The organism is Enterobacter sp. V89_11, assembly GCF_029967775.1.
Classification (GTDB): domain Bacteria; phylum Pseudomonadota; class Gammaproteobacteria; order Enterobacterales; family Enterobacteriaceae; genus Enterobacter; species Enterobacter ludwigii.
In genome coordinates this window covers 1-21,215 of sequence record NZ_JASCAN010000026.1, presented here as the reverse complement: position 1 = coordinate 21,215, position 21,215 = coordinate 1, and the positions used below count along the sequence as shown (strand labels likewise).

Genomic DNA, 21,215 nt, shown 5'->3' with positions numbered 1-21,215 from the left:
GTGCTTCACCATAGCCCACAGTTTATTTCGATGCTCGAAAATAAGGGAGTACGAGGTGGTTGCTGATAGTCAGCCAGGGCACATTGATCAGATTAAGCAGACCAACGCTGGCGCGGTTTATCGCCTGATTGATCAGCTTGGCCCGGTTTCGCGTATCGATCTTTCGCGCCTGGCACAACTGGCACCTGCCAGTATTACCAAGATTGTTCGTGAAATGCTGGAAGCCCACCTGGTCCAGGAGACGGAAATTCAGGAGCCGGGCAGCCGCGGTCGTCCGGCGGTCGGCCTGGTGGTGGAGACTGAAGCGTGGCACTACCTGTCACTGCGCATTAGCCGGGGAGAGATCTTCCTTGCCCTGCGCGATTTAAGCAGCAAGCTGGTGGTTGAAGACCGGCTGGAACTGCCGCTCGAGGCTGAACAATCGCTCCTCGATGCCATTGTCACCCATATCGATCACTTCTTTATTCGCCATCAGCAACGCCTTGAACGCTTAACGGCTATTGCGATCACCATGCCGGGTATTATTGATACCGAAAATGGAATCGTGCACCGCATGCCGTTCTACGACGATGTCAAAGAGATGCCGCTGGGCGAGGTGCTGAAAAATCACACCGGCGTGCCGGTCTATATTCAGCATGACATCAGCGCCTGGACGATGGCGGAGGCGCTGTTTGGCGCATCCCGCGGCGCAAGGGACGTGATTCAGGTGGTGATTGACCATAACGTCGGGGCGGGCGTCATCACCGACGGACGCCTTCTGCATGCCGGAAGCAGTAGCCTGGTCGAAATCGGCCACACGCAGGTCGATCCCTACGGCAAGCGCTGTTACTGCGGAAACCATGGCTGTCTGGAAACCATCGCCAGCGTGGAAAGCGTGCTGGAGCTGGCGCAGGTCAGGCTCAGCCAGTCCATGAGCTCTTCGCTGCACGGACAACCGTTGACCGTCGATTCACTCTGCGCCGCAGCGCGTCAGGGGGATCTGCTGGCAAAGGATATTATTACCGGAGTGGGGAATAACGTTGGCCGCATTCTGGCCATTATGGTGAATCTCTTCAATCCGCAAAAAATCCTGATTGGCTCACCGCTGAGTCAGGCGGCGGAAATCCTCTTCCCGGCTATCTCGGCCTGTATTCATCAACAGGCGCTCCCGGCCTACAGCAAAAATATTGCCGTGGAAAGCACCCAGTTTTCCAATCAGGGCACCATGGCTGGTGCAGCCCTGGTCAAGGACGCCATGTATAACGGCTCGCTGCTGATCCGCCTGTTACAGGGTTAACTCTTTTCCGCAGATGTACGAAAAATTGCGCTATCTCAAGCTGGGTAGCGCACGCATCCCGTAGACTTCCCCCACTGAATTATTTCTCTGGTTTATATTTTCGAAGCATACCCAAGAGGTGGAATGAGTCATGCTTAAGCGTTTCTTTGTTACGGGTACAGATACCTCTGTCGGCAAGACCGTTGTATCCCGCGCGTTGCTACAGGCTCTGGCAGCAAGCGGTAAACGCGTTGCAGGGTACAAACCGGTCGCAAAAGGCAGTAAAGAGACGCCCGAAGGATTGCGGAATAAAGACGCCCTGGTGTTACAAAGCGTCTCGTCACTGGAACTGCCATATCACGCGATCAATCCCATTGCCTTAAGCGAAGATGAAAGCAGCGTGGCGCACAGCGGTCTGATTAATTACACCCTGTTGTCCGACGGTCTGGCGAACCTGAGCGAGATGGCCGACCATGTCGTGGTGGAAGGTACCGGCGGATGGCGCAGCCTGATGAACGATCTGCGCCCGCTTTCTGAGTGGGTGGTGCAGGAGCAACTGCCGGTGATCATGGTGGTCGGTATTCAGGAAGGGTGCATCAACCATGCGCTTTTGACGGCGCAGGCGATTGCCAATGACGGATTGCCGTTGATTGGCTGGGTCGCAAACCGTATCAACCCGGGCCTGGCGCACTACGCTGAAATCATCGACGTGCTGAGCAAAAAACTGCCGGGACCGTTGGTGGGCGAGCTGCCTTATTTGCCGCGTGCCGAACAGCGTGAATTAGCGCAGTACATCGATCTCTCTTCCCTCGGTCGCATGTTGTCCGTAGATCGAGTCGTGGCGTAACGTCCGCGACAAGACGGACGCGATCACGCAGGCAATCAGCAAACCGGGCAGCAAAAAATACTGCCCGGTCATTTCACAGACCATCAACGCAGACATAATGGGCGCATGGGTCGTCGCGGCGAGTAACGTCGCCATGCCTGCCAGCCCCAGCAAAATCACCGTTTCAGACCCCGGAAACCACAGCCCGAAGAGTTGTGCAAACAGCATTCCTGTGGCCATGCCGACAAACAACGTCGGTGTGAAAACCCCGCCCGGCGCGCCAGAACCGCTGCTTGCCAGTACCGCCAGCAATTTACAGATAAATACACCTGCTATCACTGACAGCAGCGGTGGGGCGAGCAGAAAAGCCTGAACCACGCTGTAGCCATTCCCCCACACGTCAGGCGTCAGGAGCGACAGCAGCCCGACGATCGCTCCGCCGAGCGCCAGTTGCCAGGGCGGCGAAAGCCTGAGACGCAGAAATAACGAATGGCTGAACGCCATAAGCCACATCAGCAGCGGTCCGCACAGTCCCGCCAGCAGGCCTGTCGCGACAAGCAGGCCATAATCTGCCGCACTGAGTAGGCCACTCAGATGGACGTCATAGAGCGTACCGGCACCGGGCGCTAAGAGTCGCGTGGTAAGCAGGGCTACCGCCGCCGCAATCACCACCGGCCCGAGCGAGGCCAGCATCAGCGTGCCAAACAGAATTTCGGCAATAAACAGGCTACCGGCCAGGGGCGCGTGATAGGCGCTGGCCATCCCGGCCGCGGCTCCGCAGGCAATCCATAATTTCCATTCGGATTTCGGCGTAAAGCGTTGGGCGAAAAAGGAGGCGGCCAGCGCCGCAAGTAGGATCATGGCACCTTCGCGGCCGATGGCGCTCCCGCTGGAGACAACCAGCAGTGACGCAAGGGATTTTACGAGGCTCGAGCCATAATCAAACTGGCCGTCGCCCGTCTCCAGTGCTTCCATATAATCTGTCGGCGCATGAGGACGTTGCGCCGTAAGCCGCTGCCATCCCCACAACAGTAACCCCGCCGCCAGCCCTCCCAGCGCGGGCGTCAGCGCGCGACGCCACGGGGATAACGCAGCCGCGGCATTCACCAGACTGCCGCTGTTGTTACTGAGAAACAGCCACTCCAGCAGATACATGCTGTGGCGGAACACCGCGACGGCCAGCGCGGCCAGTATGCCGATAAGGGTGGCAATCAGAAGTCTGCGAAACATCGCGCGGATGTCGGGATAAGCGTGAAGACGTTGCATGGGCCGCAATTAAACGTGGGAGATACAATATTGTGAGGGGAAATCGCGGGGTTAGCAAAAGGTATGCGTGCGATGAACCGTGTCGGCCTGAGCAAATGCGCTGTAGGGGAGCGTGCCGCCGGGCAGGTCAGCGCCATACGTCTGGCCCGCCCGGCGGAGTGTTTTCGCTTAACTCTCGCTGTGAATATTCAGCGCCCGGCGCGTACGGCCGGAGCTGAGATACTCGGCAATATAATCCTGTGAGATCTCGCCGTTATAGCGGCCCTCTTCGTCGACAATCGGCATCCAGCTGGTGTTGCTCTCATACAACCGTGAAAGCACCACGCGCAGGTTATCCTCCGCTTTGCCGGTCATACGGAACGGATGCAGGATATCGGCACAGGTGCCGCTGGCATTACGCGCTTCCCGACGCTTCACAAAGCCCAGCGGTTTACCCCGATCGTCCACGACGGTAATGGCGCGAATATCGTTGTCATCCATGATCGCAAAGGCGTCAGAAAGCAGGGTAGAGCCCCGCACGGTGAGGGTCGGTTGCTGGTCGGTGACATCGCCTGCCGATACCAGCAGCAGACGCTTGAGCGTACGGTCCTGGCCGACAAACGAGCCGACGAACTCGTTCGCCGGTTTTGCCAGCAGTTCGTCCGGGCTGGCGCACTGGACAATACGCCCCTGGCGGAAGACGGCGATACGATCCCCAAGCTTCAGGGCCTCGTCGATGTCATGGCTGACCAGCATCACGGTCTTTTTCAGTTTGCGCTGCATCTCCAGGAACTGGTTCTGGATCACCTCGCGGTTTATCGGGTCCACCGCACCGAACGGTTCATCCATCAACAGTACCGGAGGATCCGCCGCCAGGGCGCGGATCACGCCGATACGCTGCTGCTGACCGCCGGACATTTCACGCGGATAGCGGTTGAGAAATTTATGCGGGTCCATGGCCACCATATCCATCAGCTCTTCAGCGCGGGTTTTACACCGGGCTTTATCCCAGCCCAGCATGCGCGGCACCACGGTGATGTTCTCCTCAATGGTCATGTTCGGGAACAGACCAATCTGCTGAATAACGTAGCCAATATTGCGGCGCAGGGTCACGGTATCCATCCCGCTGGTGTCTTCGCCGTTAATCAGGATCGTGCCGCTGCTTGGTGCGATCAGACGGTTAATCATCTTCAGGGTGGTGGTTTTCCCACAGCCTGACGGGCCGAGCAGGACGCACATTTCCCCTTCAGGCACGTTGAGGTTGACGTTGTCGACGGCCTTAACGCTCTGGCCGTGTTTCTGTGAAAATTGTTTGGTGAGGTTTTCCAGTTTTATCATTATCGTATCCCCTTTGGAGTCAGAACGACCTGCAGACGATGCAGCAGCCAGTCGAGCACAATCGCTAAAAGACAGATCATCAGCGCACCCGCAATTAACATACGAATATCGCTACCGCCGATGCCGTTAAGCAGCAGCAGGCCAAGGCCGCCAGCGCCAATCACTGCGGCAATGGCCATCACGCCGATGTTCATCACGACGGCGGTGCGGATACCGCCAAAAATCACCGGCAGTGCCATCGGGATTTCAACCCAGCGCAAACGCTGCCAGAAGGTCATCCCGATACCGCGTCCGGCTTCACGCAGGCCCGGCGGCAGGCTGTCCAGCGCGGTATGGGTGTTACGCACAATTGGCAGCAACGAGTAAAGAAACACCGCCGTGATAGCGGGCAGGGCACCAATGCCCTGACCGATCAGCGAAAAGAGCGGGATCATCAGGCCAAACAGCGCAATGGACGGTATCGTCAGCACGACGGTGGCAATCCCCAGCACCGGCGTCGCCAGCCATTTGTGGCGGACAATCAAAATCCCCAGAGGGACGCCAATGAGTATGGCTAGCCCAACCGCCAGCGCCACCAGCCACAGGTGTTGCAGCGTCAGGGTTAACAGATAGTCCCAGTTATCCAGAATGTAGTGAATCGTCTCCATAGCGCCTCCTACAGCAACTGTTTGCTACGCAGGAAATCACGGGCGACCTGCTGCGGTGACTGATGGTCGATATCCACCTTCTTATTCAGTTCGGTGATAACGTCGTTATTGAGCTGGGCGGAGAGAGTATTCAGCGCCTCTTTCAGACCCGGGTTGGCGTCAAGGGTGTCTTTACGCACCACGGGAGTGACCGCATAGCTCGGGAAGAAGCCTTTATCATCTTCCAGCACCTTCAGGTCGAAACCTTTTACCCGCCCGTCGGTGGTATAGATAAGCCCGGCATCGACGAAACCGTCCCGCACCGCGTTATAGACCAGGCCCGGGTCCATCTGGCGGATCTGCGGGCGATCCAGTTCCATGTTGTATGCCGCCTGCAGCGGTTTCATCCCGTCGCTGCGTCCGGCAAATTCGAGGTCCAGACCGAGCAGCCAGTTTTTATCCGGATCGGTTTTACGGATCTGCTCAATCTTTGCGACCATTTCAGACATGGTGTTGATGTGTTCCGCTTCGGCGCGTTTACGCTGCATGGCGAAGGCGTAGGTATTGTTCATATCGGCGGGGTTGAGCCATACCAGACCGTGCTTCGCGTCCAGGCGTTTCACCGTCTCGTAAGACTCCTGTGGCGACATGCGCTTGTTGATGTGGTTAAAAATGATTAACGACGTGCCGGTGTACTCCCAGGTCATATCAATCTGTTTGTTGATCATCGCGTTGCGGGAAATGACCGTAGCAATATTGGTCTGTGGCTGGACCTGAAACCCCTTCTTTTGCAGATACTGGACGGTCATGGCCGAGAGAATGTGCTGCTCGGTAAAGCTCTTGGTCGCCAGGATCAGCGGGGCCGCTATCGCCTGGCTGGTGAACAATGCTGCGGCACACAGCGCCGTCAGGCTGGATATCAGTCTCATAAAAGCTCCTTGTTATTGTTATCGAGCGAGATGCGGACTCATCACGCGACCCAGCGCAGCCAGCAGGGTGTCGAGGATCAGAGCAAACAGGGCGGTGGCCGCCGCGCCGAGGATCAGTGTCGGGAAGTCGTTGAGGTAGATACCGGGAAAAATCAGTTCGCCGTAGCTGCTGGCACCAATCAGGAAGGCCAGCGGGGCGGTACCCACGTTGATGGCGGTGGCAATGCGGATCCCGGAGAGCATTACCGGCCAGGCGTTGGGAAGTTCGACCTGGCGCAGACGCTGCCATTTCGTCATCCCAATGCCATTAGCCGCTTCCAGTAACGACGCCGGAACCGAGCACAGTCCGGCATAGGTGTTGCGCACTATCGGCAGCAGCGAGGCGAGGAACAGGGCGATAATCGCAGGCGTATCACCGATACCAATCACCACCATTGCCAGCGCCAGAACGGCCAGCGGCGGCAGGGTATTACCGACGTTAAAGATCTGCATCACGTATTCAGCGATACCGCGTGCTGACGGGCGGCTCAACAAAATGCCGCTGGGAATACCCATCAGCAGGGCAAAGAACATGGAGGAGAATACCAGGATTAAATGCTGTTGCCCGAGGTAAATCAGGTCAACCTGACGCGCCTTAATTGTATCCAGCCCAATTCCCCAGGTGAGGAGGGCAACGACCACAATAATGGCGCCGACAAAAAGCAGCGAACGTTTGAGTAATGGGTGCATTGCGATGTGTCTCCCTGTGCGCATGCGTTATAGCAACCACGGGTTGCCTGTTGTTATGCCATGTTTCGGCAGGGGTAGATGACCTATAGCAAGCGTTTGGGATGGGTTCCAGCGAAGGGGGAAAATCAGTAACCCTATGAAATTAGTGACAACCTTAGGTTAAGCCTTATGGAGCAAGGGCTGGCTGTGGGGCAGACAGAATTGTCCTAAAGCGTAATTTAAAATGTGACAGTGTCACATGGCGTGAGCGTCTCCTCACGCCTGCGACCCTCATTATCGGCTGAAGGCGGCGCGAACCCGGCGAACGCGCACTGAGGTGCTGATGATGGAAAAGGCGGCGACAACGACGAGCATCACCCCAAGCGCCAGCATGGCGTTAAACCCAATCCACCTGAACAGAATCAGCCCGGCGATACCGCCGGTAATAAACGAGAAAATGGTGGTTAAGTGGGTTTTGAGCTGACTTTTTTGCGCTGCCGTATCTTTGGAATAATCCCGGCGGAGCATCGCCACCAGGACCGAGGCCAGAGATATTCCCGCGTCCGTCAGCGTGCCGGTAATATGGGTTGATCTTACCCGGCCGCCGGAAAGCTGGGTCGACGTTGAATTATGAATCCCCATCAGACCACAAAGAAAGATAATAATTTCACGGTTAGTCGTGAGGGCATGGAAATACATCTCGTAACAGGAAACGCCGGTCAGTAATAATCCCTCGACCAACAGTATCTGGCAAAAAACCAGCCTGATATTATGGATAATCCCCCATAACACGATGATACGGGCCATGATTGCGCCGGCAACAAAAGACAGAATAATGGTGCCAAAGAACAAAATATCATTCAGATCGGTAGAGGAAACTTCGCTGGATAATTGGGAGGTATTGCCGGTCATATGGGAGGGAAAAAAGCCAAATGCCCCGAGGGCGATGGCGTTGAGCAAGCCTGCAGAGGTCGCCAGCCAGAGTGCGAGCAGGCGATCCTCCTGATGCGTTCGTTCTTTTTTGAGTTTAATCAGCAAGAATACCTCCGGGTTGAGCTTTGCCTGACTATTCAGGCTAGCAAAGCGGTGCAAGGGGCTGTCCAGGATATTGCTTAATTATTATTCCTGATAACGGCATTCAGGGTTTTGTAATTAAATAAAATATCCTTGCTGAATGTGTGTGGGCTGAAAAACTTACACCATACCGTTATTCCCGTGACGTAAAAATGCCGGTCGCTGATTAAGCCGTTCGAACCAGGCGTTAATTGCCGGCACATCAGGCTTATCAAATGGCGTCATTTTCCAGCGGTTCACCGAAAGACCAAGTACCACGTCTGCAAGGGTAAACACCTCGCCCGCCGTATAGGCTGCGGTGCGTTGCAACTGCTCCTCCAGAATAGCGATGCAGTGGTTCCACGCTTTAATTCCGGCGGCAATACGCTCCGGGTCGTTATAGTCCGGGTTATTGCGTCCCAATGCCGGAAAGACATACCGCCAGGTATTGTTAAATTCGCTTGCCTGCCAGTCCATCCAGCGTTCGACGTTGGCGCAGGCCTGCGGTTCCGTTGGCAGGAGATCCTCACGGCCGGCTTTACGGGCCAGATAACGGCAGATTGCGTTAGATTCCCAGAGGACGAACTCGTCATCGAGCAGCACGGGAACCATGGCGTTGGGATTCAGGGCGCGGAAGGCAGCGGTTTGCGTGGAGGCAAAACCGCTGCCGTAGTCTTCCTGGTGATACTCGATACCCGCTTCTTCGCAGGTCCAGAGCACTTTACGTACGTTGATCGAGGTTGTCTTGCCCAGGATGCTTAACATGATGCCGGTGTCCTTTTAGAGGTGCAGTGTTTAAAAACTCTACACCGGTTCTGGCGAACGGGTGGAGAAATCTGGAAACGATACCGCAGGCAAGGAAACGAAACGCTTAGTCAGTGGTGACAACGAACATTTTTGCCTGCTGTGCCAGCTGGCGTTCAGCTTTGATCGGGGCATATTTTTCCGAATGATAAAACGCCAGCGCCTGCTGCAGTGAAGAGAACTCAAAAATGCCAGCAAAGGGTAGCGGTTCTTCATCGCCTTCAAGGACTTCGACAACAGGACCAAAATGCAGAATTTTGCCGCCGGCCTCTTCAAGTGCCAGTCTGAAGCGAGGGGCAAGATTGGCCTGCCGTGCAGGGTCGATAACACGTAAATTGATATGGATAAATGCGGGCATCATGATACCTTGAATAGCGTTAATAGTGTATATACACTATTTTATCTCACCGTATCTGTCGAGCGTAAAGTATGAACACTGTTGATCTGGCGTTACTAAAAACCATCCCCGAAACCTGTCCGGCGTATCAGGCACGTGCAACCGCACGGGCTATTACGCGTTATTACAACGCCTGCTTCAGACCTTATGAATTGACGGCAGAACAGTTCAGCCTGCTGGTGGGGATCGGCGGTGGCGTAAATGAAACGGTGGCAGGGCTTGCATCAAAGGCCGGGGTGGATGCAACCACACTGAGCCGAAACATACGGATTATGGAGTCCCGTGGGGTTATTGAATCAACGGGGGGGCGCGGACGCCGTGGAAAACAACTTAGCCTGACCGCGCAGGGGTGGGCGCTTCTGACATCCGTGATCCCCGTATGGCAGTCCGCAAGAGAGGAATTGTCACGTAAAATGGGAAGCGAGCAGCTCAGCCTGACGACGACGATGATGAAAGACCTGGCAAAAACCAGCACATCATTTTGAGCCTTTGCTGCTGTCGCAGACACGTTCTGTGGGCAACGCCGTCAGCACCACGCGTCATCCCAAAGAGCACCAGCACGGTGCACTCAACTCGCCTTGTCTCACCAAAACGGTGAAAGAGCCTGCACAGGCAGACTTAACAGTTTAATAATTAACATAAAAAATTCTGGCATATCCCTTGCAACGCTTAACACTGAAGGGCAGCACACCACAATTTGAAAAATAGCTGGCTAGGGTTCCGGTTCACTGCGGTGAATGACTGGTCCAAGAGCTGGCGACCTCTGAGAGGTTACACGGCGGGACAAAAGCCCGGGAGACAGCAGCACCTGAAGGTGTCGCGCTGCCCCCTAATTTTGTGCCACTCAGAGGTCAAGCATGAAGAAAACGCCATTATTCCGCACCCTGGTACTCTCCCTGGCGATGCTGGTCAGTCTCCCCACCTTTGCTGCGGTGAAGAAAGAGTTCAACGTCTGCTGGACCATCTACGCCGGCTGGATGCCCTGGGGCACCCTCAGCAGTAGCAAAATCATCGATAAATGGGCCGATAAATACGGCATCAAAATCAACGTTGTTCAGCTCAACGACTATATCGAATCCATCAACCAGTACACTGCGGGCCAGTTTGACGGCTGCACCATGACCAATATGGATGCGCTGACCATACCGGCCGCGGGCGGCGTTGATACCACGGCGCTGATCCTCGGCAGCTATTCAGAAGGCAACGACGGCGTGGTGATGAAGGGCGAGGGCAAAACGCTCAACGACCTGAAAGGGATGAAAGTCTACCTGCCTGAGCTCTCTGTTTCCCACTATCTGCTGGTGCGCGGCCTGGAAAAAGCCGGCCTGGCCGAAAAAGACGTCACCGTGGTAAACACGTCTGACGCGGACATCGTCTCCGCCTTTGGCACGGCAAATGTGCAGGCGGCGGTAGCCTGGAACCCTCAGCTGTCGGTCATCAAAGGCACGCCAAAAACGACTGAAGTGTTCAGCTCCTCTCAGGTACCGGGTGAGCTTATCGACATGATGGTGGTCAACAGCGAAACCCTGAAAGACAACCCGGCGCTTGGCAAAGCATTGACCGGCGCATGGTACGAGATGATGGGGCTGATGAAAGCGCAGGATGCCACCGTGCTCAACGCGATGGCCGCCGCCTCCGGTACCGATCTGGCCGGTTATCAGGCGCAGCTGAAAACAACCCACCTGTTCTATACCCCGCAGGACAATATTGCCTTTTTAACGTCGCCGGAACTGGCGAAAACCATGCAGCGCGTGGCCACGTTTTCGTTCGATAAAGGGCTGCTGGGCGATGGGGCGCAAAGCGCGGATTTCATCGGCATGCGCTTCCCGGGCAATGTCACCCAGGGCGATGCCAGCAACGTGAAGCTGCGCTTTGACGACAGCTTCGTGAAAATGGCCGCTGCCGGCACGCTGTGATAACGGACGGAACATCCATGCGACAAATTAATCGCCATCCCACGCCCGGCATGCGGCTGATGCTCGTGATGCTGCCTTTCGTCCTGCTGCTGGCCGCATACTTTTTCGGTTCCGCGGTCAGGCTGGAGGCTAACCCGCAGGACAAGCTGCTGCCTGGCCTGCAGCAGATGCTGGACGCGCTATCACGCATGGCGTTTACCCCGGATAAACGCAGCGGTGACTATCTGTTCTGGGTGGACACGCTGGTGAGCCTTGCCCGTCTGCTGACGGGGCTGGTCATCGCCTCGATCATCGGCCTCTGTGTTGGCGTCACCGCCGGTGTTTTCCCGCTGTGGCGCGCGTCGCTCTCGCCGCTGATGACTGTACTGTCGATGATCCCGCCGCTGGCGATCCTGCCGGTGCTATTTATCGTTTTCGGGCTGGATGAACTGTCGAAAGTGATGCTGATTGTCATCGGCATCACTCCGATGCTGGCGCGCGATCTGGAGCATCGCGCGTGCGAAATCCCACCGGAGATTCTGATCAAAGCCCAGACGCTGGGTGCCAACAGCTGGACGCTGGTGTTGCGCTTGGTACTTCCGCAGCTGCTATCGCGGCTGCTGACCTCGCTGCGTCTGCTGCTGGGATCGGCATGGTTGTTTCTCATTTCGGCAGAGGCCATCTCCTCAACCGCCGGGCTGGGCTATCGCATTTTCCTCGTGCGCCGCTATATGGCGATGGATGTGATCATTCCGTACGTCCTGTGGATCACGCTGCTGGCCTGGCTGATGGATCTGGCCCTGCGCCAGTTACACAAAACCTGGTTTCCCTGGGCGGAAGGAGGGAAGGCATGAGCTTTATCACCATCAACAATATCTGGCAGGAGTACGGCGACCACGTGGTGCTGGAGCGCCTCAATCTGCAGGTGAAAGAGGGCGAGTTCTGCTCAATGGTGGGGGCCTCTGGCTGCGGAAAATCCACGTTTTTGCGCCTGCTGCTCGGTCAGGAAGCGCCCAGCCGAGGGTCCATTACGCTGGATGGTAAACCGCTGCGCGCCGAGCCGGACAGCAGCCGGGGCGTGGTGTTTCAGCGCTACTCCGTTTTCCCGCATCTCAGCGTGCTGGATAACGTCACCATAGGTCTGGAACTGCCGCAAGCGACGCTGTTCGGGCGACTGTTTGGGGCAAAGAAACGCGCGGCGCGTGAGCGGGCCACCGGGATGCTGGAAAAAGTCGGTCTCGGGCATGCGATGCACAAATACCCGGCCCAGCTTTCCGGCGGTATGCAGCAACGTTTAGCCATTGCGCAGGCCTTCATCATGCAGCCGCGCGTGTTGCTGCTGGATGAGCCGTTTGGCGCCCTGGATCCGGGTATCCGTAAAGATATGCACGCCTTGTTGCTTCAGCTGTGGGGGGAGACCCGCATGACCGTCTTTATGGTCACCCACGATCTTTCGGAAGGCTTTAACCTCGGCACCCGCTTACTGGTGTTCGACAAAGTGCGCCTCGACCCGCAGGCGCCCAACGCCTTTGGCGCCCGTATTACCTACGACATTCCGCTCAACGAGACGCGGCTCTCCGCGCTGAGTGGAACGGCTCCCGATAACGTTTATGCATTAAGGGGTTAACACCGTGAATACCATGACCATGTTACGCGAAGAGATCCTGCCCGGCGGCGGTCACCTCTCGTTTGTGCTTAAGCGCGGACAGATCCTGCGTATGACCGACATTGAAGGTGGAGCAAACGTCAGCCTGCTGATGCTGAATCCGCACGAGAAAAGTGAACGTCTGAACCTGCCCGACACCCTGAAAGGCCAGCACACCGCGCGTCTGACCGCCGGACACTGCTTTTACTCCGACATGGGACGCGTGCTGGCAGGCATCACCGCAGATACCTGCGGCTGGCATGACCCGTTTGGCGGCGTACTGAACGCCGCCGAGGTGACTGAAAAGTATGGCCAGGGACGCTATCAGGAACTGCGCAACGGGTTTTACCGAAACGGAACGGACAACCTGTTGGTGGAGATGGGGAAGTGGGATCTCAATCTCGAAGATCTGCTGATGGTGGTCAACTTCTTCAGCAAAGTCACCGTCGATGACCGCGGTCAGTTCACCTTCCACGGCGGTTATTCACAGCCGGGCAGTTACGTGGAGCTGTACGCCCCCATGGACACGCTTGTGGTGATGACCGCGCTGCAGCATCCGATGGATCCGTCCCGGGAATATGCCCCACGACCGGTCGCGCTGAGCTGGCGACAGGCTGAGGATGAAGAGGGGGCCGTTAACGCGCTTCTGACGCGCCCGGAAAACGAACGCGCCATGACCAATACCCGGCTTTTCGCCCTGTAAGGAGCAGTAAAATGACCATGATCTCTGAAAAGCATGTGCAAGACGCGGTATTTCGCCACGTGATCCCGGCAGGTGAACCGTACCTGTTCGAGGTGAAACAAGGGCAGACGTTGCGCCTGCTCGACCTGGAAGGTAACCAGGCGGTCGACACGCTGTTCTACAATGCCGATAACCCGCGTGAACGTTACGATGCACAGCGCACATTGCGCCGTCAGAACAACGCCTATCTCACGCGGGGCAGCGTCCTGTACTCCAGCCTCGGTAACCCCCTGCTGACCATTATCGACGATACCTGCGGGCGTCACGATACACTCGGCGGGGCCTGCGCCCAGGAGAGCAACACCGTGCGATACGCCCTCGATAAACGCCATATGCACAGCTGCCGCGATAACTTCCTCTGCGCCTGTCTGCACGATGGCCGTCTGCAAAAACGCGACATCACGGCCAACATCAATTTCTTTATGAACGTGCCGGTGACGCCAGAGGGCGGGCTGACGTTTGAAGATGGCATCTCCGCGCCGGGGAAATACGTCGACCTGCGCGCCGAGTGCAACGTCATTGTCTTGATCTCCAACTGTCCACAGCTGAATAACCCCTGCAACGGCTGGAACCCAACGCCTGCTGAGGTGTTGGTATGGAACTGACGCCCACCCGCTGGCAGCGACTGCGCCAGGCGCTGTACCGCCTGTTTGAAGTCCGTGCCGGACGCATTCTGCCGTAACCGCTTTTTCCCCCATGGACGACCATGGGTGAGCCGATTTTCGGCGGGACGACCCGCCACGATTGAGTCTGACCTATGTTGACGACACTCCTGATTGCGAACCGCGGGGCGATAGCCTGCCGCATTTTACGCACCCTGCGCACCATGAAAATCCGTGGTGTGGCAGTCTATTCCGAGGCGGATATCAGCAGCCTGCATATTCGCGAGGCCGATGAAGCGCTGAGTCTGGGCGATGGCCCGGCGGCGAATACCTATCTGGATAGCACGAAGATCATCGCCGCCGCGAAAGCCAGCGGGGCACAGGCCATTCATCCGGGGTACGGCTTTCTCTCGGAAAACGCCGCGTTCGCCGAAGCGTGTGACGCCGCGGGGATTGCCTTTGTGGGCCCCACGCCGGAACAGCTGCGTCTGTTTGGGCTAAAACATACCGCTCGCGCGCTGGCGAAAACGCACGGTGTTCCGATGCTGGAGGGCACCGACCTGCTGGCCGATGTTAACCAGGCCGTCAACGCTGCCGCCGGGGTGGGATATCCGGTGATGCTGAAAAGCACGGCGGGAGGCGGCGGTATCGGTATGCGCGTCTGCTATGACGCAGAAGCGCTGCGTGACGCGTTCGATGCGGTAGTGCGTCTGGGGAAAAATAACTTCAGCGACGCGGGTGTCTTTATCGAAAAGTACATTGAGCGGGCGCGTCATCTGGAAGTACAGCTGTTTGGCGACGGCAAGGGCGAGGTGATTGCCCTCGGCGTGCGCGACTGCTCTGTGCAGCGGCGTAACCAGAAAGTGCTGGAGGAGACGCCCGCGCCAAACCTGCCGGCGGGCATGGCGCAGGCACTGTGCGAGGCGGCGATAACGCTGGGTAAAGCGGTCAACTACCGCAGCGCGGGCACCGTTGAATTCGTTTATGACAGCGACGCCGCCCGCTTTTACTTCCTTGAGGTGAATACCCGTTTGCAGGTGGAGCACGGCGTGACCGAACAGGTGTGGGGCGTGGATCTGGTGCGCTGGATGATCGAACTTGCCGCCGGAACGTTGCCGCCACTGGCGACACTGCGTGACACCCTGAAACCGAAGGGGCATGCCATTCAGGCCAGGATCTATGCCGAGAACCCGGGCCGCCAGTTCCAGCCTTCACCGGGACTGCTCACCGACGTGGCTTTCCCGCCCGATGACCGCGTTACGCTGCGCATCGACAGCTGGGTTGAGGCCGGATGCGACGTCCCGCCGTTTTTTGACCCCATGTTAGCCAAAATGATCGCCTGGCAGCCGACACGCGAAGCCGCCATCCGCGTGCTGCATTCCGCGCTGGGGGAGACCCGTCTTTATGGCGTTGAAACCAACCGCAGTTATCTGCAGCAGATCCTGACCTTCGCGCCGTTTGCTGCAGGTGAGCCCTGGACCCGCTGTCTTGAGCACCTGATGTACCAGGCGTCCACGCTGGAGGTGCTCAGCGCCGGTACGCAGACCACGGTACAGGATTACCCGGGACGCACAGGCTACTGGGCGGTTGGCGTTCCGCCATCCGGGCCAATGGACAGCCTGGCGCTGCGTCTGGGTAACCGTCTGCTGGGCAATAAAGACGATGCCGCCGCGCTTGAGATCACCCTCAGCGGCCCGACGCTGAAATTCAACTGCGATGCGCAGCTGGTGGTGACGGGCGCTGAAATTGCGCTCACGCTGGACGGTGAACCGCTGGCCAATAATCACGTTTTTCGCGTACGTGCGGGCATGACGCTGCGTATGGGCGAGATCCGCGGTGCGGGCGTGCGCAGCTATCTTTGCCTGCGCGGCGGGTTTAACGTGCCGGAATATCTGGGCAGTAAAAGTACCTTCACGCTGGGGCAGTTCGGGGGGCACGCCGGACGGGCGCTCCGCACAGGTGACATTTTGCACCTGGCTCCGTTAACCGAGCCGGTTGCGGATGCGCCGCTGCCGCAGGCGCTGCACACGAGGCTGGACGCGGTGCGCGAACTGCGGGTGATTTACGGCCCGCACGGTGCGCCGGAGTATTTCACGCCGGATTACATCGCGACGTTTTTCGCCACCGAATGGGAAGTGCATTTCAACTCCAGCCGGACGGGGGTACGCCTGATTGGCCCGAAACCGGAGTGGGTTCGCGACAGCGGCGGCGAGGCGGGTCTGCATCCGTCGAACATTCATGACAATCCGTATGCCATCGGCGCGGTGGATTTTACCGGCGATATGCCGGTGATCCTCGGCCCGGATGGCCCAAGCCTGGGCGGGTTTGTCTGTCCGGTCACCATCATCGAGGCCGATCTGCACGCGGTAGGGCAACTGAAGGCGGGAGATTACGTTCGCTTTGTGCCGGTGGATATTGCCACCGCGCGACGGCTGGCGCAGGCGCAGGAGCGCCAAATCGCCAGCCTGACCCCGCAATCAGTCACATGGCAACCTGCCGGTCTGGACTCACCGATTGTGCTGACGCAGGGGACGGACGATAAACGTCTGGTGGCGAGAGTGTCGGGTGATACCCATCTGCTGCTGGAGATTGGCGAGCCTGAGCTGGATCTGGTGCTGCGTTTTCGCGGCCACGCGCTGATGCAGGCGCTGGAGGGCCGGGCGCTGAAAGGCGTTATCGATCTCACGCCGGGGATCCGCTCCCTGCAAATTCATTATCAGCCGGAAACGCTGCGCCTGGATAGCCTGCTGGAGGTGATCGCCGGGCTGTGGCAGGGCGTTTGTGACCAGGACTCGCTGGACGTGCCGTCGCGCATCGTCTGGCTGCCGCTCTCCTGGGACGATCCGGCGTGTCAGAAAGCCATCGACAAATACATGACCACCGTGCGCCGCGATGCGCCGTGGTGCCCGAGCAACCTGGAGTTTATCCGTCGCATAAACGATCTGGCTAACATTGATGAAGTGTATAAAACGGTGTTCGACGCCCGTTATCTGGTGATGGGGCTGGGGGATGTCTACCTCGGCGCGCCGGTGGCCACGCCGCTCGACCCGCGACACCGTCTGGTGACCACCAAATACAATCCGGCGCGTACCTGGACGGCGGAGAACTCGGTGGGCATTGGTGGGGCATACCTCTGCATCTACGGTATGGAAGGGCCGGGCGGGTATCAGTTTGTAGGGCGAACCCTGCAGATGTGGAATCGCTATCGCACGGTAGAGGATTTCGGCGGCAAGCCCTGGCTGCTGCGTTTCTTCGATCAAATTCGTTTTTATCCGGTCTCAGCCGGGGAGTTGCAAACCATCCGCCGGGATTTCCCGCTGGGGCGTTATCCGCTGCGTATTGAACACACCACGCTGAAACTGGCGGAGTATCAGCAGTTTCTGGCTGACGAAGCACCTGAGATTGAGGCATTCCGTGCGCATCAGCAGGCGGCGTTTAATGCCGAGCGTGAGCGCTGGATAGCGGGCGGGCAGGCGCATTTTGACAGCAGCGACGAAACGACGGATGACGGTGACGACGCGCCGTTACGGTCGGGAGAATCCGGTGTTGAAAGCCCGGTTGCCGGCAACCTGTGGCAGGTGAACGTTGAGGTCGGCAACTCCGTGCGCGAAGGCGATGTGCTGGTGGTGCTGGAGTCGATGAAAATGGAAATCCCGTTAGTTGCCACTCAGGACGGTGTGGTCAGTCAGGTCCGTGTCCAGCCGGGGTCGTCGGTGCGGGCGGGCCAGTGCGTGGTCGTTCTGGAGAAAACAGCATGAAGCCTCTTTATGATTTACGTCTCTCTGTGCTGGCAGAGGCATACCGTGAAGGCCAGATCGCCCCGCGTGAGGTGATAACGGCATTACGCGAGCGCGCGCTGGCGCTGAACCCGTCATTTAACGCTTTTATTTATCTGCTCACCCCTGAAGAGCTGGAGCCGTACCTTGCCGCGCTGGAGGGCGTAGCGCCGGACACGCTGCCGCTGTTCGGCGTGCCCTTTGCCATCAAAGACAATATCGATCTGGCAGGTATCGACACCACCGCCGCCTGTCCGGCATTTGCGTATCGGGCAGAGCAGGATGCAACGATAGTTTCGCAGCTGATTGCGCTGGGGGCGATTCCTCTGGGGAAAACTAACCTCGATCAGTTCGCTACCGGCTTAAACGGTACGCGTTCGCCGTATGGCCCATGTCGTAACAGCGTTCATCCGGATTACCCGTCCGGTGGCTCCAGCGCGGGGTCGTCGCTGGCGGTAGCCCTGGGTCTGGCGAGCTTCGCGCTGGGAACGGACACGGCCGGCAGCGGGCGCGTACCGGCCTCGCTGAATAATCTGGTCGGCCTCAAGGCAACCAAAGGACTCATCTCCACGGCAGGGGTTGTGCCTGCCTGCCGCACGCTGGACTGCGTCACGTTTTTCACCGCGACAGCAGCAGAGGCCAGCCAGCTGCTGGCACTCACGGCGCGACAGGATCCGCGTGACGAATACAGCCGGTCAAACCCGGCGTGGAACGGTCCGCAGGCTTTTGGTGTCCCTGCTGCGGGCTTTCGCTTTGGCGTGCCGGAGACGCTGGAGTTTCTCGGCTGTGCAGAAAGCGAGGCGCTGTATCACCGCGCGAAGACGGGGCTTATCGCGCTGGGTGGCGTGCCCGTGACTCTCGACTTTGCACCGTTTCTGGCGGCCGCGAAACTGCTCTATGACGGCCCGTGGGTTGCCGAGCGTTATCACCTCGCGGGTGCGCTGATTGAACGCCAGCCCGACGCGGTGTTGCCGGTTATCCGTGATGTCCTGCAAAACGCGCCTGCAGCCACTGCGGTGGCGGCGTTTGACGCGCAATACAAACTCCAGCGGTATAAAGCCGAGTGCGATGCCATGATGGCCGACCTGGAGTGCGTATTAATTCCGACGTATCCCCGCCCGGTGAGTCTGGCTGAGCTGGCCGATGAGCCGGTTAAAAGCAACTCGGCGCTGGGCATCTATACCAACTTTATGAACCTGCTCGACTATGCCGCCGTAGCGGTCCCGGTCGGTGAAATGAACAATGGGCTGCCATCCGGCGTCACGCTGTTTGGCCGCGCGTTTACCGATCAGTATCTGCTCAGTCTGGCTGATGCGTTACAACGTCACACAAAATTAACGTTACCGGGCAATCGTGCCATGCTGGACGACGCGCCGACCTGCACCGCAACCCATGACCGCCTGCGGATAGTGGTCTGCGGTGCGCATATGGACGGTCTGGCGCTCAATGTTCAGTTACGAGAGCGCGGAGCACGCCTTGTCGACGCGACCACCAGCGCACCTTATTACCGTCTGTATGCGCTGGCGGACGGTAAACGTCCCGGAATGGTTCGGGTGGCAGACCAGGGGGCCGGGATTGCGGTCGAAGTCTGGGAGCTACCGCACAGCGAAGTGGGGTCGTTTCTCGCCGGGATCCCCGCACCTCTGGGGCTGGGAAAAATCGAGCTGCAGGACGGACGGTGGTTGACCGGGTTTATCTGCGAGGCGTATGGCCTGGAGGGGGCACGGGATATCACCGAATTTGGTGGCTGGAGAGCCTGGCTTGCCCGGAAGCGGTGAGCAAGCCAGGTGCTGGCGTTAGCGGTACAGCGTTTTTTCCGCGACCGGAATAATTAACGTGTCCTGCCAGTCCGCGAGCGTCAGCTGTGCGAGTTTGCCCAGTGCGGTGTAGAACGGATGCCCGGCGTTTTCAACAAACACGGACAGGAAGCGGGTACTCCACGGCAGCAGGTGCCACGCCAGAAGCTGGTCGCGTTCAGCGTCGCGGCCATTTTCTGCCAGCCACGCGGCCAGTAACAGCAGGGTACCGATGTGATCTTCCGGTTCGTTCTGCTTCATCTCGAAGGCAATGTTGTTTTCACGCATCCACTGGCGCAGCGCGAGGGTGGAGTCGCCGAAGAGCACGGATTCCCGATCCAGCCAGACGGAACCCCACGGCGGTGACGGCAGGGCGTAAGGGCCAATAAACAGACGTTGCCAGGCATCTTTCAATGCTTCATCTGCTGGCGTTTTGAACGCATCTGCAACGGGCTGCAGCGTTTCCGGCGCCAGCGGCCAGTCCTGAATCCAGTCGCCTGCGGTGAGCGCCTGCACCAGCGGCGCAGTCTGCTCGCTATCTGGAGCAAAATAAAACAGCGCGCCCAGTACCCGGGCGCTGAACGCGAACGAATCACGCTGTGACACTTCTTTCATGACTACCTTCCTTGCTCGCGCGGAGTAGCCCGCGCGACTGTGTTAACCCGCAACCGCCATACCTGCGGTCATGTGCAGACCATAGAAAAGACCACGGCCAATCAGTTCACCCACGACGACCAGTATCACGCCTGCAAAAAGAGCGAGGGCTTTAGGCTCCTGCCGACGCATCAGCGGGCACAACCAGCAGCCGAGTCCGGCGGCAAGCAGTACGATACGCCAGATTTGCAGTGCGCCATAGTCAGGCAGCAGGGCACTCGCCTGTTGAACGGAACTGTGGATTGTCGCCAGGTCATTGCTCTGCAGCACGATGACCGCCACGCAGGCCAGGAGTGCCAGCACGCTGACAGAGGCCGCGAATGTGCTTTTATATGTCGTGTTTGCCACGCGCAGCAACAGGGCTGCAAACAGCGGCCCTCCCAATACCAGCGTCAGGAAAAAGGCCAGCGTGGTGTAACCCGTGTACCAGGTCGGTACGGTATCAATTTGATAAACCCGGGTCATCGCCCAGACAAAGACAACGCCCAGGATCTGGCTAACGACCAGCCAGATTTTACCCAGTGCCGGGGGCATTTTACCGATAACGGATACCAGCCACCAGAAACCGCCAACGGCAAAGAAAATGGATCCCGCGGCAATTTCGTTACTGAGCGCCGAAGCACCCACGCGGTTGAGCGAGTTAAAGGCCCGGAGCGGGGAGCCAAGGTGCAGCACGGACGCCAAAAATCCGATGCCCATCACCAGCCACAGAAAGAACATACTGCGGACAAGGCGTGTTTTCACCGCGTCGTCTTTTTCAGTAAGCCAGACGAGCCCCATAACGATCAATGCCCCGGCGACGCACTGTCCGAAGACGGTGAAGATCACCAGCGGCCATTCATGCCATCCACTTCCCATCTCACACCTCTTTCGGGTTTGCCAGGTAGCCGGTGGTATCCCCTGTCGGGCGGCTGTTGGCGTTAG

20 protein-coding genes, 1 pseudogene and 1 riboswitch are annotated in these 21,215 nt (G+C 58.2%); of the genes and pseudogenes, 10 read left to right on the top strand and 11 right to left on the bottom strand.

Features of this window, described 5'->3' with window-relative positions; genetic code table 11:
* Positions 1 to 55 precede the first annotated feature (55 nt).
* A complete protein-coding gene (mlc, locus tag QLG09_RS19760; RefSeq protein WP_040017347.1) occupies positions 56 to 1,276 on the top strand; it encodes a sugar metabolism global transcriptional regulator Mlc in 1,221 nt (406 codons plus the stop codon).
* A gap of 130 nt (positions 1,277 to 1,406) precedes the next feature.
* Positions 1,407 to 2,102, top strand: a complete 696-nt coding sequence (gene bioD / locus QLG09_RS19755) for a dethiobiotin synthase (protein WP_014169857.1) — start codon at positions 1,407 to 1,409, stop codon at positions 2,100 to 2,102.
* On the opposite strand, the gene clcB is transcribed toward bioD, so the two are convergent.
* The 8 genes from clcB to QLG09_RS19715 all read right to left on the bottom strand — a co-directional run bounded on the left by clcB (position 2,037) and on the right by QLG09_RS19715 (position 9,142).
* On the bottom strand, positions 2,037 to 3,347 hold the full coding sequence (gene clcB / locus QLG09_RS19750) for a voltage-gated ClC-type chloride channel ClcB (protein ID WP_049022295.1): 1,311 nt from the start codon (positions 3,345 to 3,347) through the stop codon (positions 2,037 to 2,039). The genes bioD and clcB overlap by 66 nt on opposite strands.
* 168 nt (positions 3,348 to 3,515) lie before the next feature.
* Positions 3,516 to 4,664, bottom strand: a complete 1,149-nt coding sequence (gene osmV, locus QLG09_RS19745; RefSeq protein WP_014169859.1) for an osmoprotectant ABC transporter ATP-binding protein OsmV — start codon at positions 4,662 to 4,664, stop codon at positions 3,516 to 3,518.
* Positions 4,664 to 5,311 (bottom strand): osmoprotectant ABC transporter permease OsmW, encoded by a 648-nt coding sequence (gene osmW, locus QLG09_RS19740; RefSeq protein ID WP_063925027.1) that lies wholly within the window; start codon positions 5,309 to 5,311, stop codon positions 4,664 to 4,666. Before osmW ends, osmV begins: the two co-directional genes overlap by 1 nt.
* An 8-nt stretch (positions 5,312 to 5,319) precedes the next feature.
* The gene (gene osmX, locus QLG09_RS19735) at positions 5,320 to 6,219 is read right to left on the bottom strand and encodes an osmoprotectant ABC transporter substrate-binding protein OsmX (RefSeq protein WP_014169861.1); all 900 of its coding nucleotides are present in this window, start codon (positions 6,217 to 6,219) and stop codon (positions 5,320 to 5,322) included.
* Between the two features lie 18 nt (positions 6,220 to 6,237).
* A complete protein-coding gene (gene osmY / locus QLG09_RS19730) occupies positions 6,238 to 6,948 on the bottom strand; it encodes an osmoprotectant ABC transporter permease OsmY (protein WP_032681133.1) in 711 nt (236 codons plus the stop codon).
* Between the two features lie 273 nt (positions 6,949 to 7,221).
* Positions 7,222 to 7,965, bottom strand: a complete 744-nt coding sequence (locus QLG09_RS19725) for a YoaK family protein (protein WP_041162572.1) — start codon at positions 7,963 to 7,965, stop codon at positions 7,222 to 7,224.
* A 156-nt stretch (positions 7,966 to 8,121) separates the two neighbouring features.
* On the bottom strand, positions 8,122 to 8,745 hold the full coding sequence (locus QLG09_RS19720; protein ID WP_163304218.1) for a glutathione S-transferase family protein: 624 nt from the start codon (positions 8,743 to 8,745) through the stop codon (positions 8,122 to 8,124).
* A gap of 106 nt (positions 8,746 to 8,851) precedes the next feature.
* Positions 8,852 to 9,142 carry a DUF1330 domain-containing protein gene (locus tag QLG09_RS19715; protein WP_282489317.1) on the bottom strand — a complete coding sequence of 97 codons (291 nt, stop codon included), beginning with the start codon at positions 9,140 to 9,142 and terminating at the stop codon, positions 8,852 to 8,854.
* Positions 9,143 to 9,213: 71 nt separating this feature from the next.
* On the opposite strand from QLG09_RS19715, the gene QLG09_RS19710 reads away from it, so the two are divergent.
* The 8 genes from QLG09_RS19710 (at position 9,214) to atzF (ending at position 19,619) form a co-directional block, all read left to right on the top strand.
* On the top strand, positions 9,214 to 9,666 hold the full coding sequence (locus tag QLG09_RS19710; RefSeq protein ID WP_014169866.1) for a MarR family winged helix-turn-helix transcriptional regulator: 453 nt from the start codon (positions 9,214 to 9,216) through the stop codon (positions 9,664 to 9,666).
* Positions 9,667 to 9,882: 216 nt separating this feature from the next.
* A riboswitch (guanidine-I (ykkC/yxkD leader) is annotated at positions 9,883 to 9,981 on the top strand.
* Between the two features lie 57 nt (positions 9,982 to 10,038).
* Complete coding sequence (locus QLG09_RS19705; RefSeq protein ID WP_032681129.1) at positions 10,039 to 11,097, top strand: putative urea ABC transporter substrate-binding protein; 1,059 nt, start codon at positions 10,039 to 10,041, stop codon at positions 11,095 to 11,097.
* A 17-nt stretch (positions 11,098 to 11,114) separates the two neighbouring features.
* Positions 11,115 to 11,930, top strand: coding sequence for an ABC transporter permease subunit (locus QLG09_RS19700; protein ID WP_282489314.1), 816 nt, complete (start codon positions 11,115 to 11,117; stop codon positions 11,928 to 11,930).
* Positions 11,927 to 12,703, top strand: coding sequence for an ABC transporter ATP-binding protein (locus tag QLG09_RS19695; protein WP_063156042.1), 777 nt, complete (start codon positions 11,927 to 11,929; stop codon positions 12,701 to 12,703). The genes QLG09_RS19700 and QLG09_RS19695 overlap by 4 nt, the downstream gene beginning before the upstream one ends.
* A gap of 13 nt (positions 12,704 to 12,716) precedes the next feature.
* Entirely contained in the window at positions 12,717 to 13,424 is a 708-nt protein-coding gene (locus QLG09_RS19690) for an urea amidolyase associated protein UAAP1 (RefSeq protein ID WP_040019021.1), read from the top strand.
* Positions 13,425 to 13,435: 11 nt separating this feature from the next.
* Entirely contained in the window at positions 13,436 to 14,068 is a 633-nt protein-coding gene (locus QLG09_RS19685; RefSeq protein ID WP_025204312.1) for an urea amidolyase associated protein UAAP2, read from the top strand.
* A gap of 152 nt (positions 14,069 to 14,220) precedes the next feature.
* On the top strand, positions 14,221 to 17,823 hold the full coding sequence (gene uca, locus QLG09_RS19680) for an urea carboxylase (RefSeq protein WP_282489313.1): 3,603 nt from the start codon (positions 14,221 to 14,223) through the stop codon (positions 17,821 to 17,823).
* Entirely contained in the window at positions 17,820 to 19,619 is a 1,800-nt protein-coding gene (gene atzF / locus QLG09_RS19675; protein WP_196087777.1) for an allophanate hydrolase, read from the top strand. The genes uca and atzF overlap by 4 nt, the downstream gene beginning before the upstream one ends.
* An 18-nt stretch (positions 19,620 to 19,637) precedes the next feature.
* Here atzF and dmsD read toward each other — a convergent pair whose 3' ends face one another.
* From dmsD to QLG09_RS19660, 3 genes and pseudogenes are all read right to left on the bottom strand, one after another.
* Positions 19,638 to 20,252: a Tat proofreading chaperone DmsD gene (gene dmsD / locus QLG09_RS19670; RefSeq protein WP_104440200.1), complete on the bottom strand. Its 615-nt coding sequence runs from the start codon at positions 20,250 to 20,252 to the stop codon at positions 19,638 to 19,640.
* Positions 20,253 to 20,294: 42 nt separating this feature from the next.
* Positions 20,295 to 21,149, bottom strand: a complete 855-nt coding sequence (locus tag QLG09_RS19665) for a dimethyl sulfoxide reductase anchor subunit family protein (RefSeq protein WP_282489354.1) — start codon at positions 21,147 to 21,149, stop codon at positions 20,295 to 20,297.
* Position 21,150: 1 nt separating this feature from the next.
* Positions 21,151 to 21,215: pseudogene (locus QLG09_RS19660) on the bottom strand (dimethyl sulfoxide reductase subunit B); the annotation flags it as partial.

Bases quoted from the DNA above. Each gene is read 5' to 3' on its own strand.
- bioD (WP_014169857.1), top strand. From the start codon at position 1,407: ATGCTTAAGCGTTTCTTTGTTACGGGTACAGATACCTCTGTCGGCAAG.
- clcB (WP_049022295.1), bottom strand. From the start codon at position 3,347: ATGCAACGTCTTCACGCTTATCCCGACATCCGCGCGATGTTTCGCAGA.
- osmV (WP_014169859.1), bottom strand. From the start codon at position 4,664: ATGATAAAACTGGAAAACCTCACCAAACAATTTTCACAGAAACACGGC.
- osmW (WP_063925027.1), bottom strand. From the start codon at position 5,311: ATGGAGACGATTCACTACATTCTGGATAACTGGGACTATCTGTTAACC.
- osmX (WP_014169861.1), bottom strand. From the start codon at position 6,219: ATGAGACTGATATCCAGCCTGACGGCGCTGTGTGCCGCAGCATTGTTC.
- osmY (WP_032681133.1), bottom strand. From the start codon at position 6,948: ATGCACCCATTACTCAAACGTTCGCTGCTTTTTGTCGGCGCCATTATT.
- QLG09_RS19720 (WP_163304218.1), bottom strand. From the start codon at position 8,745: ATGTTAAGCATCCTGGGCAAGACAACCTCGATCAACGTACGTAAAGTG.
- QLG09_RS19715 (WP_282489317.1), bottom strand. From the start codon at position 9,142: ATGCCCGCATTTATCCATATCAATTTACGTGTTATCGACCCTGCACGG.
- QLG09_RS19710 (WP_014169866.1), top strand. From the start codon at position 9,214: ATGAACACTGTTGATCTGGCGTTACTAAAAACCATCCCCGAAACCTGT.
- QLG09_RS19705 (WP_032681129.1), top strand. From the start codon at position 10,039: ATGAAGAAAACGCCATTATTCCGCACCCTGGTACTCTCCCTGGCGATG.
- QLG09_RS19700 (WP_282489314.1), top strand. From the start codon at position 11,115: ATGCGACAAATTAATCGCCATCCCACGCCCGGCATGCGGCTGATGCTC.
- QLG09_RS19695 (WP_063156042.1), top strand. From the start codon at position 11,927: ATGAGCTTTATCACCATCAACAATATCTGGCAGGAGTACGGCGACCAC.
- QLG09_RS19690 (WP_040019021.1), top strand. From the start codon at position 12,717: ATGACCATGTTACGCGAAGAGATCCTGCCCGGCGGCGGTCACCTCTCG.
- QLG09_RS19685 (WP_025204312.1), top strand. From the start codon at position 13,436: ATGACCATGATCTCTGAAAAGCATGTGCAAGACGCGGTATTTCGCCAC.
- uca (WP_282489313.1), top strand. From the start codon at position 14,221: ATGTTGACGACACTCCTGATTGCGAACCGCGGGGCGATAGCCTGCCGC.
- atzF (WP_196087777.1), top strand. From the start codon at position 17,820: ATGAAGCCTCTTTATGATTTACGTCTCTCTGTGCTGGCAGAGGCATAC.
- dmsD (WP_104440200.1), bottom strand. From the start codon at position 20,252: ATGAAAGAAGTGTCACAGCGTGATTCGTTCGCGTTCAGCGCCCGGGTA.
- QLG09_RS19665 (WP_282489354.1), bottom strand. From the start codon at position 21,149: ATGGGAAGTGGATGGCATGAATGGCCGCTGGTGATCTTCACCGTCTTC.